The sequence below is a fragment of the Enterobacter sp. NFIX59 genome, assembly GCF_900113755.1.
GTDB lineage: Bacteria > Pseudomonadota > Gammaproteobacteria > Enterobacterales > Enterobacteriaceae > Enterobacter > Enterobacter pseudoroggenkampii.
Map to the genome: position 1 here is coordinate 450406 of NZ_FOQN01000001.1, position 13801 is coordinate 464206.

Annotated in this window: 18 protein-coding genes; 6 read left to right on the plus strand and 12 right to left on the minus strand. The window is 57.5% G+C overall.

All coding sequences use genetic code 11. The annotated features are described in order from the left end of the window. The first annotated feature begins 4 nt into the window (after window positions 1–4). Window positions 5–1033: a methionine synthase gene (locus BM007_RS02060; RefSeq protein ID WP_090417054.1), complete on the plus strand. Its 1029-nt coding sequence runs from the start codon at window positions 5–7 to the stop codon at window positions 1031–1033. Between the two features lie 5 nt (window positions 1034–1038). On the opposite strand, the gene BM007_RS02065 is transcribed toward BM007_RS02060, so the two are convergent. After that, window positions 1039–1971 carry a LysR family transcriptional regulator gene (locus BM007_RS02065; RefSeq protein WP_061715212.1) on the minus strand — a complete coding sequence of 311 codons (933 nt, stop codon included), beginning with the start codon at window positions 1969–1971 and terminating at the stop codon, window positions 1039–1041. Window positions 1972–2066: 95 nt separating this feature from the next. Between BM007_RS02065 and BM007_RS02070 the strand changes: the two genes are divergently transcribed. Together BM007_RS02070 and BM007_RS02075 are read left to right on the plus strand one after the other, a co-directional pair. Beyond that, a complete protein-coding gene (locus BM007_RS02070) occupies window positions 2067–2501 on the plus strand; it encodes a DMT family transporter (RefSeq protein WP_061715213.1) in 435 nt (144 codons plus the stop codon). 3 nt (window positions 2502–2504) lie between these two features. Then, a complete protein-coding gene (locus tag BM007_RS02075; RefSeq protein ID WP_061715214.1) occupies window positions 2505–2963 on the plus strand; it encodes a DMT family transporter in 459 nt (152 codons plus the stop codon). Between the two features lie 424 nt (window positions 2964–3387). On the opposite strand, the gene BM007_RS02080 is transcribed toward BM007_RS02075, so the two are convergent. The 8 genes from BM007_RS02080 to BM007_RS02115 are packed head-to-tail and all read right to left on the minus strand — an operon-like array spanning window position 3388 to window position 9256. Further along, a complete protein-coding gene (locus BM007_RS02080; RefSeq protein WP_061715215.1) occupies window positions 3388–3912 on the minus strand; it encodes a DUF3833 domain-containing protein in 525 nt (174 codons plus the stop codon). Continuing rightward, on the minus strand, window positions 3909–4430 hold the full coding sequence (locus tag BM007_RS02085; protein ID WP_090417056.1) for a hypothetical protein: 522 nt from the start codon (window positions 4428–4430) through the stop codon (window positions 3909–3911). The genes BM007_RS02080 and BM007_RS02085 overlap by 4 nt, the downstream gene beginning before the upstream one ends. Further along, on the minus strand, window positions 4427–4912 hold the full coding sequence (locus BM007_RS02090; protein WP_061715217.1) for a DUF2878 domain-containing protein: 486 nt from the start codon (window positions 4910–4912) through the stop codon (window positions 4427–4429). Before BM007_RS02090 ends, BM007_RS02085 begins: the two co-directional genes overlap by 4 nt. After that, the gene (locus BM007_RS02095) at window positions 4909–6129 is read right to left on the minus strand and encodes an SAM-dependent methyltransferase (protein WP_061715218.1); all 1221 of its coding nucleotides are present in this window, start codon (window positions 6127–6129) and stop codon (window positions 4909–4911) included. The genes BM007_RS02090 and BM007_RS02095 overlap by 4 nt, the downstream gene beginning before the upstream one ends. Next, window positions 6126–6848 carry a DUF1365 domain-containing protein gene (locus tag BM007_RS02100; RefSeq protein ID WP_061715219.1) on the minus strand — a complete coding sequence of 241 codons (723 nt, stop codon included), beginning with the start codon at window positions 6846–6848 and terminating at the stop codon, window positions 6126–6128. Before BM007_RS02100 ends, BM007_RS02095 begins: the two co-directional genes overlap by 4 nt. A 1-nt stretch (window position 6849) precedes the next feature. Then, entirely contained in the window at window positions 6850–8109 is a 1260-nt protein-coding gene (locus BM007_RS02105) for an NAD(P)/FAD-dependent oxidoreductase (RefSeq protein WP_061715220.1), read from the minus strand. Next, complete coding sequence (locus BM007_RS02110) at window positions 8106–8825, minus strand: SDR family NAD(P)-dependent oxidoreductase (RefSeq protein WP_061715221.1); 720 nt, start codon at window positions 8823–8825, stop codon at window positions 8106–8108. The genes BM007_RS02105 and BM007_RS02110 overlap by 4 nt, the downstream gene beginning before the upstream one ends. Beyond that, window positions 8822–9256 (minus strand): nuclear transport factor 2 family protein, encoded by a 435-nt coding sequence (locus BM007_RS02115; protein WP_061715222.1) that lies wholly within the window; start codon window positions 9254–9256, stop codon window positions 8822–8824. Before BM007_RS02115 ends, BM007_RS02110 begins: the two co-directional genes overlap by 4 nt. A gap of 256 nt (window positions 9257–9512) precedes the next feature. On the opposite strand from BM007_RS02115, the gene BM007_RS02120 reads away from it, so the two are divergent. Beyond that, the gene (locus BM007_RS02120; protein WP_008502331.1) at window positions 9513–9710 is read left to right on the plus strand and encodes a hypothetical protein; all 198 of its coding nucleotides are present in this window, start codon (window positions 9513–9515) and stop codon (window positions 9708–9710) included. A 1-nt stretch (window position 9711) separates the two neighbouring features. Next, the gene (locus BM007_RS02125) at window positions 9712–10494 is read left to right on the plus strand and encodes a hypothetical protein (RefSeq protein WP_090417058.1); all 783 of its coding nucleotides are present in this window, start codon (window positions 9712–9714) and stop codon (window positions 10492–10494) included. Here BM007_RS02125 and BM007_RS02130 read toward each other — a convergent pair. After that, window positions 10475–10987 carry a GNAT family N-acetyltransferase gene (locus tag BM007_RS02130; protein WP_090417060.1) on the minus strand — a complete coding sequence of 171 codons (513 nt, stop codon included), beginning with the start codon at window positions 10985–10987 and terminating at the stop codon, window positions 10475–10477. The genes BM007_RS02125 and BM007_RS02130 overlap by 20 nt on opposite strands. Window positions 10988–11226: 239 nt before the next feature. Here BM007_RS02130 and BM007_RS02135 point away from each other — a divergent pair, with 239 nt between their 5' ends. Beyond that, on the plus strand, window positions 11227–11769 hold the full coding sequence (locus tag BM007_RS02135) for a histidine phosphatase family protein (RefSeq protein WP_090418191.1): 543 nt from the start codon (window positions 11227–11229) through the stop codon (window positions 11767–11769). A 45-nt stretch (window positions 11770–11814) separates the two neighbouring features. Here BM007_RS02135 and BM007_RS02140 read toward each other — a convergent pair whose 3' ends face one another. Next, a complete protein-coding gene (locus BM007_RS02140) occupies window positions 11815–12645 on the minus strand; it encodes an oxidoreductase (RefSeq protein ID WP_090417061.1) in 831 nt (276 codons plus the stop codon). Between the two features lie 116 nt (window positions 12646–12761). Next, the gene (locus tag BM007_RS02145) at window positions 12762–13769 is read right to left on the minus strand and encodes an AraC family transcriptional regulator (RefSeq protein WP_090417063.1); all 1008 of its coding nucleotides are present in this window, start codon (window positions 13767–13769) and stop codon (window positions 12762–12764) included. Window positions 13770–13801 lie beyond the last annotated feature (32 nt).

Here is a 13801-nt window from a genome sequence, read left to right on the forward strand (position 1 = left end):
TATTATGAAAACATTGCTCCCGACTTCAACGGCTGGCAGCCTGCCTAAGCCGACCTGGCTTGCGCAACCTGAAACGCTGTGGTCACCCTGGAAATTGCAGGATCAGGAACTGCTGGCGGGCAAGCAGGATGCGCTGCGCCTGTCTCTGGATGAGCAGATCCGTGCAGGAATCGATATTGTCAGCGACGGGGAACAGACCCGTCAGCACTTCGTCACCACCTTTATTGAACACCTGAGCGGCGTCGATTTTGAGAACCGCCAGACGGTGCGCATTCGTAACCGCTATGACGCCAGCGTGCCGACCGTGGTCTCCGCCGTCGCGCGCCAGAAACCGGTCTTCGTGGACGATGCTAAATATTTACGTCAGCTTACGGATAAGCCGATCAAATGGGCTCTGCCGGGGCCAATGACCATGATCGACACCCTTTACGACGCGCACTATAAAAGCCGCGAAAAGCTGGCCTGGGAATTCGCCAAAATCCTCAATCAGGAAGCGCGAGAGCTAGAGGCCGCAGGCGTGGATATTATCCAGTTTGATGAACCGGCGTTTAACGTCTTTTTTGACGAGGTGAACGACTGGGGTATCGCCGCGCTGGAGCGCGCCATTGAAGGGCTGAAGTGCGAGACCGCGGTACACATCTGCTACGGCTACGGCATCAAGGCCAATACCGACTGGAAAAAAACGCTCGGCTCCGAATGGCGCCAGTACGAAGAGGCCTTCCCTAAGCTGCAGACCTCTAACATCGACATCATCTCTCTGGAGTGCCACAACTCCCGCGTGCCGATGGTTCTGCTGGAGCTGATCCGCGGTAAGAAAGTGATGGTTGGGGCGATTGACGTGGCAACCAACACGGTTGAAACGCCGGAGGAAGTGGCCGATACGCTGCGTAAAGCGCTGCAGTTTGTCGACGCCGACAAGCTGTATCCGTCAACCAACTGCGGTATGGCTCCCCTCTCCCGTGAGGTCGCTAACGGCAAGCTGAAAGCACTTAGCGCTGGCGCAGAGATTATCCGCAAAGAGCTTGGCGCGTAATCCCCTTACGTTTGCCAGTACGGCGGCGTGCCAAAACGCTCGACGTAATAATCAATTACCGCCCTGACGTTCAGGGGCGGATGTCGGGCATCAGGATAGATCGCCGCAATAGCCTGCTGTTCCGTATTGATGGCACACTCCAGCGCGGGCAGGAGCGAAATCAGCTCACCGCGCTGGAGCTGTTCACTCACCAGCCAGTCCGGGAACAGCACAATCCCCATCCCGCCCAGCGCCGCAGCGAGTAACGCCTCCGCATTATTGGAGGTCATCAATGGCGTCACGGGATAGTGTATCCACGCCTCGCCCTTCCTGCGAAAGAGCCAGCGGTTTGGCCCTGACGATCCGCGATAGACAAGACAGTGATGACGGTTCAGATCGTCCGGTCCTTCAGGTGCACCGTGTTTACGCACGTAGTCCGGCGACGCGGCCAGATGATAAACCTGCTGCCCGAACACCCGCGCATGAAACGAGGAGTCCGTCAGTACACCAATGCGGAAGATAAGGTCTGCCGCATCCCGGTGGGGATCGATAAAATCATCGGTCAGCGTCAGCTCTACGCTCAGGCGAGGATAGCGTTCCGACAGGCCGGGAAGTCCTGGGGCTATGTGCTTCTGGCCGAAAAACACCGGTCCGTTAATGCGGATCGCACCGGACGGTTCCACCGCACGCGCGTCCAGCTCCCGGCGCGCCTCTTCCAGATTTTCCGCCATCGACCGGGCGTAGCGAACAAACAGATGACCGCTTTCCGTGGGAATGACGGCCCGCGTATTGCGATAGAAAAGCTGCTGCCCGAGCGCGTCCTCAAGCTGGTGGATCACGCGCGATATCTGCGAGGCCGATATCCCCTGCCGCCGCGCCACGACGGAGAAGTTCTGCGCTTCATACACGTCGATAAAGATCAGCAGCGCGCGGATGTTGATGTTGCTGGCGTCAACCATTAATGCATTTCTCGCAAAGGTGTTTCCAGCATTATGGCATTTTTCTCATTGAACAACCCACGTAATCTTCTTCGCCTGAAAACGGAGGAAAAAGAATGCAGTTTGTTTTGATTTTACTGGTGATTGCCGGCGGGATGGGCCTCTCCGTCGAAGCGGGACTGCTGGGACCGCTGGGGGGAAAGGTCGGGGATTTGTGGGCGACGTTCAGCATTTTTGGCGTCGGCGCCGCGCTAACGTTTCTGCTGATGCTGTTTTTCAGCCCGCGCAACAGCCCGTCATTTTTCGCACAGCCCGGCTGGCAGCTGCTCGGTGGCGTGCTCGGGCCGGTGTACGTGGTCATCCTGACCGTGGCGACACCCACCATCGGCATCGCCATGACCATGATTGGCATTCTGGCCGGGCAGGTCTTTAAAAGCCTGATCATCGATCACTTTGGTCTGCTGGGTTCGCCGCACAGGAAGATAAACGCGAAGCGCATTATTGCACTGGTTTTCATCATTGCGGCACTGGTTCTGGTCGCACAGGGGTAACGTATGACACTGATTATGATCCTTCTGGCCGTCTGCGGCGGCGCAACGCTGAGCATTCAGGCCGCCATTAACGGACAGCTCGGCAGCAGCGTGGGGGTATTTAAAAGCGCGTTTCTGACGTTTTCCGTCGGCGCACTGGTGACCGCCCTGCTCATTTTCTTCTTTGAGCCTAAGCAGGTGGTCACGCTGCTGGACGTGCCGAAATGGCAGCTTCTCGGGGCGATATTCGGCGTGCCCTATATCGTGATTATGGTACTCGCCGTACAGCGCATCGGCACTGCCGTCGCCACGGTGGCGGTGATCTTTGGCCAACTCGCCATGAGCATGCTGATTGATCACTTTGGCTGGCTGGGTAATCCCGCCATTTCCTTTTCAACGAGTCGTCTGGGGGCGGTAGTCTGCCTGGGGATTGCGCTTGTCTTTATTTACTCGGGTAGTAAAACCCGTTCTGCCGGGGCATGACATCACACCTTGCGGACACAGCGTAGACACGAAACAGTTCCCTCGCCCCTTTGGGGAGAGGGTTAGGGTGAGGGGGAACATACGGCTGTAGTGGTCATTCCGTTCACTTTATGTTCCTTGCTACTCTGTAACGACATGACCTGTGAACGTGCCAGGGTGGCTCAATCGCCACCACCCTGGCGACCCGGGCTCCCGGCGGTAAATCGCCGCTTCGCAGTCCCTTCGGCTTATTCCTTCCGGCTTATCGGGGACGGGCGGAGGTAACATCCCTGTAAAGCCCGCCCTCTCGGCGCATCCCTGCGCCTCGCCCCGGCCTGCAGGAAACGCCTCAGCGATTTACAGCCGGACCAGGTCATCGCTGCAAAATAATCATGTCATTTAAAAAATCCGAATCGCTTCTGGTTACAAATTGAGTGGGGATCCCTTATCCCTTGGTGAAAAACAGCGTCACCGTGGCGACGGTGACGCCCAGTTTCTTCATCTCGGTTTTATTAAACAGATGGTTCTCATCCTGCAGGTACATCCAGTCGTCAAAGTTCAGTAGCCAGGTGCTGCCGTTGGCCTTCACGCTCATGCTGTAATGCCAGTTGAACGCGTTGCCTGCGGCCTGCCCCGTCGCTACCCCTTCGATATCCCCCGCCGTGCCCTCATAGCGATCGGTCCCCAGGCGCCGGATATGCCAGACCCGCTGCTGCTTCTCACCGTCGTCGTAAACAAAATGTTCGTTGAGCGTCAGCGTATCGCCGATAACGTCTCCGGCAATCTCCACGTGAAAACGTCGGATCTGCTTGCCGCTGCGATCCTGCACCATCCCCCACGCTTCGGTTTTTCCCTGGAAGTAATGGAAAATATCAAGCCGCGGCTGCTGCTGGCGGTATTCGGTCACCTCTGTGCTACAGCCCGCCAGCAGCATCGTTAATGCCAGCACCATCATCAGAAAACGTTTCATTTTTGGCCTCCGATTAACTGCTGACGCAGCTCAGGATATTGCGTACGGGGAGCCAGCCAGATGGCCAGAAAGCGGGTACTGAACGCTTCTGACTGGCGTGGTCCCAGGGGAATAAAGGTTTTCTGAAGGGCCGGATCGCAGTACCAGAACTGCCCCTGCTGGTCATCAAGGACAAACGCCAGCTGTGAGCCCGGTCGAACATCCGGCCACAGCGTCCGGAGCATCCGCAGCCAGGCTTCGCTTTGCGGTTCCTGCGCCAGGATCCCCTGCGCCTGCCACTGGTCGCGGGTCGCCTCGACCAGCTCATCGCGATCGATGTCGCGCGCATAGGTAATTATCAGCGCCTGATCCTGGTTCTCCCGACCGTAACGCCCGTCCGGCGTGCGCAACTGGGAGGTATAGACGGTGAACGGCCCCCAGGTAAGCGTGGCATCGCCCACCTTACGCCATGCCAGCCAGTCGGCGGCCTGTGCCGCGGGCATGGCGATGAGCCAAAGCAGCAAAATCGCAGCTCTCATTTTTGTCTCCCCATCAGCAGGTGGAAAAACAGCATCAAAACCAGCCAGCCCGGCGCCATCCAGCTGACGACGATAAAGGTCGGCTCCAGAAATGTGATGGCATCCAGCCGCTCGCCAATAAGGTACGCCACCGGGCCTCCTACGGCCGCCAGCAGGGTCAGCAGCCAGCCGGGCAACGTGGTGGTGCGCGTAAGCTGCGTCCAGACGGTGGCGAACATCAGCCACAGTGCCACCATCCATAGCGGCATCAGGGAGTCGCCCGTGAAGGCTATCAGTCCCGTCAGCGCCCAGAGCGTATCCAGCAAACTGCCCGCCGCGGCCAGCCCAATGGCGTAAAAACGGTATACAGACGGCAAGAGCAGGCATGCCAGGATCGCCAGCGCGAGCCAGATAATCAGGCCTTGTTCGCGAAAGAGCACCACCAGCGCCCAGTAAAGATCGAACGCGACGGCCAGCAGAAAGACCTGAAGATATCGTTTCATACGCGCTCGGCGGTCAGCTGCACCACGCTGATGGTGCGGGCGTTAAACCCGGCTTCGCAGTAGCCAAAGTAGTACAGCCACATGCGGCGAAACCGCTCGTCAAAGCCGAGCTTTTCAATCTCCTGCCAGGCGTGGACAAAGCGCTGCCGCCAGTGGGCCAGCGTGCGGGCGTAGTCGGGACCCATGTCGAACAGATTGCGCACCACGAAATCGGTGTGGCGCGTCATCAACTCGTTCATCGCCGTAATGCTCGGCAGGAAGCCGCCTGGGAAAATGTAGCGCTGGATAAAATCGACGCTTTTGCTGTAGTCGCGATAGCGCTGGTCCTGAATAGTGATGGCCTGAATCGCCATGCGTCCTCCCGGGCGCAGCCGCGCCTGGCAGGTACGGAAGAACGTGGGCAGATAGCGCTGCCCGACGGCTTCGATCATCTCTATCGAGACCAGCTTGTCGTACTGTCCGGTGAGGTCGCGATAGTCGCAGAGCAGCACCTCGACCCGATCCTGCAGTCCGGCGCGGGCGATCCGCTCGGTCGCCCAGACGTATTGCTCCTGCGATAGCGTGGTGGTGGTCACCCGACAGCCATAATGACGGGCCGCGTATTCCGCCATCGCGCCCCAGCCGGTGCCAATTTCCAGCAGATGATCGTCCGGCTTCAGCGCCAGCTGTTCGCACAACCGCGCCATTTTGGCCTGCTGAGCCGCAGTGAGATCCTGCTCGTCAGCGGTAAACAGCGCGCTGGAATAGAGCAGCTCCTTATCCAGAAAATGGGCATAGAAGGTGTTACCCAGATCGTAATGGGCGGCAATATTTTCACGCGCCTGCGCGCGGGAGTTACGCCGCGTCCAGTGGCGTAGCCGCTCCAGCGGCCTGCCGAGCAGACGAAACCCGTTTTCGAGACGACCAAGCACCTCGCCGTTGAGCGCCAGAAGTTCCAGTAGCGGCGTGAGGTGCGTGGTTTCCCATTCGCCGTCCATCCAGGCTTCTGCCGCGGCAAGGCTCCCGCCCGTTAAGACGCGCCAGTAAACGCCGGGCGTAAGGATCTGCACGTCGGCATGCAGCGCGGAGGATGTCTCGCCAAAATGAAAGGTCTGCGCCCCTTCACGCAGCGTGAGCGAGCCGCCGCGAATTCCGCTTAACAGACGAAAAAGCAGCCAGCGCGCAAGGCGCACGCTGCGCGGGATATCGGGTTCTAACGCAAAGACGGGATCGGTCATGGGCGTTCACTCCTGCTGACGGGATGGTTATACAGCGGCACGCGCTTGAGCCACAGGCGCAGCGCCTGCCAGTAAATGGCGAAAGCGGTTTTCAGGGTCATAAGCGGGATACGCAGGAGCAGCGAACGCAGCGCGGGGCGAGTCAAAGGCTCCCGGCGCAGCACCAGCGTGGCGTCGAACACCTTCCCCTCCTGATGATTTTCAATGTGCATATGCAACGTGTTATCCGGGTCGTTGAAGCGCCAGTGGTAGATCATGTCCATCGGGTTGAAGGGGGAAACGTGAAACGCTTTTTCCGTGGGCTGGGCATGTTGCCCGTCGACCGCGTAATAATGACGCTCGTTCCACGGCGTGTTGCGGACCTCCGCCAGCAGCCAGCGCAGGATTCCTCTCCCGTCATAGCAGTAGTAAAAGTTGACCGGATTGAAATGGAACCCGAAATAGCGCAACTGCGTCAGGAGCATGACCCGCCCGTCCGGACGTTCCCCGGTCAGGCTCTCCAGCCTGCTCAGCACGTTCTCTTTAAGCGGCGTGCCAAGCGGATAGTCCGCATCATGAAATGAGGCGGCGGCAAAGCGATTGCGCCGCACGCCGACGGACGTCAGCAGCGGCAGCTCATCGAGATCCAGCCAGGCCATAAACACGCTGTAGCGAAACTCATGGGTTTTCGGCTGCAGGCGGCGGTGGCGTAATACGCCGTGGTAAAGGCAGCTGTTCATCTCAGTTCCCCTCCCCGGCCGCTATCGCATTGACCACGTCCAGCGCGCTGCGCACCCCGTCCTCATGAAAACCGTTGTACCAGTAGGCCCCGCAGAACCAGCTCCGCCGGTGGCCGTTGATCTCGCCGCGCCGCGCCTGCGCCCGCCAGCTTTGCGGGTTAAACAGCGGATGCTCATAAACGAAGCGTTGCAGAACGAAGCTCTCATCCACCGGCGCGTCCGGGTTCAGGGTGACGCAGAACAGCGGGCTGCCCCCAGGCAGCCCCTGCAGGATATTCATGTTGTAGGTGACACAGGCGCTGGCCTGCGCCTGCTCGCTCAGGCGGTAGTTCCAGCTGGCCCAGGCGCGCGGCCGCACAGGCAGCCAGCGCGGATCGCTGTGTAAAACGACCTCGTTGCGCTGCCAGCCGATGTCACCAAGCACTTCGCGCTCGGCGGGCGTCGGGTCATCAAGCATCGCCAGAGCACTGGCGGAGTGGCAGGCAAAGATCACCTGGTCGAAGGTATGGCAGGCGTCGTCGAGCTTGAGGGTTACGCCATCCGCATGGCGTTTCACACGCTGCACCGGCGCGTTCAGGTGCAGCGTCAGACGGTCGCCCAGCTTATCCAGCATGGCGCGGATATACTCCCGCGAGCCGCCCGGGACGACGTACCACTGCGGACGATGGGTGATATCCAGCAGGCCGTGGTGGTTAAAGAAGCGTAAAAAGAGCGGCAGCGGGAAACGCTTCATCTCCTGCAGCGACGAGGACCAGATGGCGGCCCCCATCGGCAGAATGTAGTGGCGCGCAAAAAACGGCGTGAAGCCGTGCTGTTGCAAAAACGTCTGCAGCGTGGCGCTCGGGTCCACCTCCCCGTCCAGCGCCGCTTTCGCCAGGCGGTTAAAGCGAACGATCTCGCCCAACAGCCGCCAGAATGCCGGATTCACCAGGTTTCGACGCTGGGCAAACAGCGATGTCAGGGTGTGTCCGTTGTACTCAAACCCCGTCGCGGGATTGTGCACCGAAAAGCTCATCTGCGTTTTTTGCCCGCTGATGCCCAGCTCGCTGAGCAGGCCCATAAAACGCGGATAGGTGCGATCGTTATAGACGATAAACCCGGTATCGATCGCGTATGTGCCCTGTGGCGTTGTCACGTCAACCGTTGCGGTATGGCCGCCCGGCGTGGCGCCTGCTTCAAAAAGGGTCACCTGATGGTGCCCGGCCAGGCGCCAGGCGCAGGTCAGCCCGGCGATGCCGCTGCCGATAATCGCAATGTTCATGAACGCACCATCCTGCGCAGCAGCGCGCGCTGAAGAAACGCAGGCAGCCCGGAGAGCAGCCGCAAAATGAAGCCAAACCCGTCAGGAAACGCAATGTGCATTTTCCCAGCCGCCAGTCCGATACGGATCGCCTTCACCGCCTCGTCGACGGTCACCCTGCCCGGCATGGCAAAATCGTTTTTTTGCGTCAGGGGCGTATCGACAAAGCCCGGAGAGACAACCGTGACGGCAATCCCTTTTGGCTCCCAGTCCAGGCGCAGACTCTCGGCAAACCAGCTCAGCGCCGCTTTGGACGCGCCGTAGGCCTCTGCCCGTGGGAAAGGCAGCCAGTGGGCCATCGAGCTCACCAGCACCACGCGGTTACCGGCAACCAGCTGCGGCTGGAGCGCCTCGAGGCAGTTCACCGGGCCAAGGAAATTAGTGCTCATGACCCGCTCCACCAGCGCCGCATCCACCACTCCACCGTCGAGGTATTCGCAGGTCCCGGCGCAGAGAATAATCAGGTCGGCGTAGCTGCCGGTCAGCGCCTGGCGACAGGCGTCCCTGTCCGTCATATCGAAGAGGCGAACGGTGAGATTGGGGCAGGTCTGATGCAGCGCTTCCAGACGCGCCGGGTCGCGCCCGCAGGCAATCACATGGTAGCCGTCAGCGGAAAAGGATTTTGCCAGCCCGGCGCCAATCCCCGAGCTTGCGCCGGTAATCAGCACCGTCTTCATGATTTCACCCTCCGCTTAACGCCGCGTACCGCCCAGCCCAGCAGAGGAAGATGTTCGTAGATCATCTCTCCCGCATCGTAGTAGTCGCGCTGGTGCGTGATGAGATCGTTTTCCGTCCGCACCACTGAACATCCGGGCAGGTCGAGCGGTTCGCCTCCGGCAATGCGCGGGTGCGACCAGTGCATCACCCAGGTGACAACAAACCGGCTTCCGCTGCACAGCGGCGGATCGATAGAAAAACGGCAGTTCTCGACGTTGGCCAGCAGATGGGTGAAATAGCGCTGAAGCGCAAAAATACCGTTGTGCTCACCAAACGGATCGATAAGCGTGGCGTTCGAATGATAAAGCCCCGCCAGCGCGGACGGCGGCTGGCTATCCAGTGCGGCGTAGTACTCGACAAACCGACTCACGACAGAGGGCAAAGTGCTCATGGGTCACATCCTGGCTGTAAACAACGTGGCGTAATCGCATAATTAAAACTTACACAATTAACGTTATTTGTCCAAGTTTGTGCAGATTTATTTTTTATTACCTATCAATATCAATAACTTGATAACTCAATCGTTTGACGGTTTTGTAGGCCGGGTAAGGCGTAGCCGCCACCCGGCTTTCACTTTCAGGATATCCTTAAGGCAAATTCGTCGGTCTTCTTCCAGGCTTATCCTTTTTATTCAAAAGGATGCCCGTATGAAACGTTTCTTCCTCTCCCTTTTCTCAAGCCCGGAATCCTTACTGCAGGTGATGAGTCAGCAGGAAATTATTGAAGCCGTGGAAGATGGCGACCGCATCATCATCGACCAGGACGGGAACGCCTCGGTGAACTACAAGAGCAACGAGGTGCGGCAGGACTTTCTGCGTCACGTTAACGCGCTGAAGAGGGCCTGATATGGGAACGGCGATATTTATGGTGCTGATGGTCTGCGGGTACTGGTACACCAGCCGCGACCTGTCGACCCGCTTTAAAATCAAGCGTTCCTTCGGCTGGGATGTCTATTTTCTCGTTGCGCTTTACGGCTGTATTTTCGTTCTGCAGGGGGTGATTGCCACGGGGTTGCTCTGGCTGCTGCTGCTTAGCCTTTCCGCCGCCAACAACGCTTTCCACTTTGCCTCACCGAAATACACCGACTGGCAAATCGACTTTATGAACTGGAGTTTTTTAGGCATTCAGGCGCCGGTGGTGGTAATGCTGGCGTTTGCCATCCTGTTTTGTCTCTACCGGTCTAACTGGGCAGGCAGTGCCAGGCTGGATGGCGAGAGTCGGAAAAAGCTCTACAAACGGCTTGCGCAGGCGAGCGGGATCGAGCAACTGCTCTATCAATGTATGGAGCAAGGCGAGCTGGCGCAGGTCACGCTCCGCTCGAGGCGGATATACGTGGGTATGATCCACACCGCGACGCTGGAATATGAAAAAACGGCCAATATCGTGCTGATCCCGATGTTGAGCGGGTACCGGGACGAGAAGACGATGAACCTGCGCATCGAGAATAATTACAGCCGGTGGTATGCGGAGCATGACATTACGCTCGACTCGGAACCCCGCAGCGCCATGTCATTTCGCAAAGTGATTTTACTCAATCAGATTGAGAGCATCTCGCTGTTCGATCCCGCCAGCGCCAGCGCGCTGTCGCTGGCACAGCATGACTCGCTTTCTAAAGAGGCATCCCCATAATCCTGAGTATGCTCTGCTGTGAGGCGGTTTCGAAAAGGACGCTCTTAACGCAGAGCATGCCCTGCTTCTGGTAGAACCGGTACGCTCCCGCGTTCTGCTCAAGCACCTCCAGCCAGAGATAGTCTTTCCCCCTGCTCCGGGCCATGTCTGTGATGTTGTTGAACATCACCTGACCATAGTTCTTGCCGGTTGCGGCGGGATCAAGGTAGAGCTTATTGAGGAGAACACCCTTCTTGTCCGTTTCTGGAAGAATGGCTTCCCAGGTCACTTTCATGAATCCCACTGGCCGATCGGTCTCTGCAACATACCAGGAAACAGCGTTATCTTTCAGGCTCTGTTCAACTACAGAACGCGCGTACTCTCCGTGCAGAAAATCCTTCATCTCTGCCTCTGACACCCACAGATGCTGAAAATGGGCGGGATAGATGCGATATCCCAGCTCGCTTAACAGCGTTGAATCGGCCCCGGTGGCCTGTCGAATTCGAAGAGACATGGAGGGTATCCTTACTAACCGCTTTAGGTGTGATGCCGTGCGAAACGAGAAAGACAAAAACAGTTACATTCTTGCCGCATATATTATTGCGGTGAACGACGTTAAGTACAGCCCGCGTGTTATGGATCTCGCCCGACACACCAAAACGGGTGGGTGAAAACCCTCACCAGATCGCGCTAGTCTGCCAGTGTTGAATGGATGACCAGGACTAGCGATTAGAACGTATGGAAATTATTTTGATGCGGCATGGAGAACCCCATTATAGGGGGGCGCCAAGGGTCTCGTGCAGGGAAATGACCGAATGGATCGACAGCTATAACCTCTCTTCGACGGGCAGCGACAGGCCGCCTGAAAGGGCTCAAATTCAGGCGTACCGCGCGCTCACGTTTCTCAGCAGCCCTCTCCCGCGAGCCCTTTCATCGTTGAAAACGCTGGGGTGTGAACCGGGCTTAATTGATGAGGTTTTTCGGGAAGCAGAGCTGCCGGTGTTCCGTATTCCAGGGTTACGACTATCGCCTTTTTACTGGGCAGCGCTGTTTCGCGTTCTTTGGCTCTGCGGCCTGTCTGGCGAGGCAGAGTGCGTGAGCGTCGCAAAAGAACGTGCCGTTAAGGCGGCAGAAATCCTGGTGAATGTCGCGAAGGACTCTGACGGCCCCGTCTTGCTCATGGGGCACGGAATGATCAATCGGTTTATTGCGAAGGAACTGATCGCATCAGGCTGGAAAGAACAGACTTCCCCGGGTACCGGTTACTGGGGAGCGGGGGTTTACAGCCTTGCGTAAGGGCACATACTGACACCGAGGATTTTTTCATCCTCGGTGCCTGGGTCATAGCGTCTGGCCAAGAATAACGCGATCGAACAGACGGTCTCCCAGCCAGAGACGCATGCGGATGAGCATCTTTGCATACTTGCCGGCTGCATAGCGTGTATGCGGATGAGGGCTTTTAACGGCGCGGGCAACCACGTCCGCAATCACCTTCGGGTCGCTGCCTCTGCCATTCCCATATGCATTTTTGACCGATTTAGCCACCTTCTCCACGAGGCGAGCGTAAGGGCCATTTGCTGAACGTTTAACTATATTGCCGCTGACCACATCACCAAAGCCTGTCTCGATTAAACCCGGTTCAACAATCACAACCTTAATGCCAAATTCAGCCACTTCAAGACGCAGACAGTCAGACCATCCCTCAAGCGCATGTTTCGTTGCGTGATACCAGGCTCCCAGAAGGGTGTAAATCTTACCCCCCATAGAGGTGATATTAATAATGTAACCGCTGCGTCTGGCACGCATGGCCGGGATCAGCAGTTGCGTAAGGCGGGCCGCACCAAACACGTTAACCTCAAACTGATAGCGAGCTTCTTCAATACCGATCTCTTCTACCGGTCCATAGAGCCCAAAACCCGCGTTGTTGACCAGTACGTCAACCCCACCTGTCTGCGACATGATGGTATTCACTGCAGCCAAAATGTCTTCATCACGTGAGATATCCATCCGCAGAGGGTACGCGCCAAGCTGGGCGAGATCGTGCATTTTCTCAACGCTACGGGCAGCAGCGTAAACCTGATAGCCATCCTGAATGAGACGACGGGCGATGGCTTTGCCCATACCTGACGATGCACCGGTGACCAGCGCAGTTTTTTTGTCCTGAGTAAACATAGATACCTCGGTGAGTAGACTGTGGCTAGTTTGCTCTCCTTCGACCTCATGTTAACTAGCGTATCGCGCCATGTGACTCGCAAACTGCGCCATCAGAGCGATACATACGCACGTGTTTACTCAAGACGCATGGCTGTCCTGGCCGCTTCAGGAGTCTGGCCCGTCCAGGTCATAAATGCGCGATAGAATGAGTTAGGATCTTCGAAACCCAGCAAAAACGCGATCTCATACCCGGAAAGACGCGTATTGCGAAGATAATGGCGGGCCAGGTGTTCACGACACGCGTTGACAAGGTTGCGAAAGTTTTCCCCTTCCTGCTCAAGCCTGCGCTGCAGCGTGCGTTTGCTCATTCCCAGACGCTCCGCCGCTTTTTCAATAGTCGCTTCGTTACCGGGAATAAGCTCCAGGAGTACCGCTCGTACACGATCGGCGGTTGAAGCCCGTTCATTTAACTGACCGAGACGACGCTGCAGTTCCGGTTCAAACACCTGCCACATCCCCTCATTGACCGTTAAAAAGGGTCGAAGCGCATCGGCTGCGGAAAAGCTGATGGCGGGCTGTTCTCCGTATTGCACGTCAGTACCAAAGAAACGCGAAAAGTGGCTGTTCTGAACCGATGACGGTAGCGCAGAAACGCAGATCCGTAAGGGGTTAACCGGCTCGCGAGTTCCCAGACGCAGAAGCTTGAGCAGGAAGCCCAGCTCTGCCACCTGGAGAAACGGCGGAATAGTTGTCGCAAAAAGCCAACACGGTGAGACGGTAAGGTTGCCGTTTTGGTCGACCGTTGTCTCCAGAACCATGGGAGCAATAAGCTGTTTATATCTGGCCAGACGCTGGACAGCCTGCATCATATTGCTGCTACACAGTGCGGCAAAAAGGGGCGGATCAAACACATCCGCAGAGATCAACTCAATGAGCGGGACGGGAAAGGCAGGATCGTTCGTTTCAGCCTCCAGCGCGTTCCAGAAGCGAATGTATTCACTCGTATCGAGTCCGCGCGCTTTTTGCAAAAAGAGATCGTCAGGTAATCCTGCCCTGCGGAGAATGCGTTCTGGCTCAAGCCCCGCGTCTTTCAGCAGCGTTTTCCAGCTTATATCGAGAGCGAAAGTACGGTTAGAAGCCATTTACTCATTCCCAGTTGAAGGTTATGCAACGC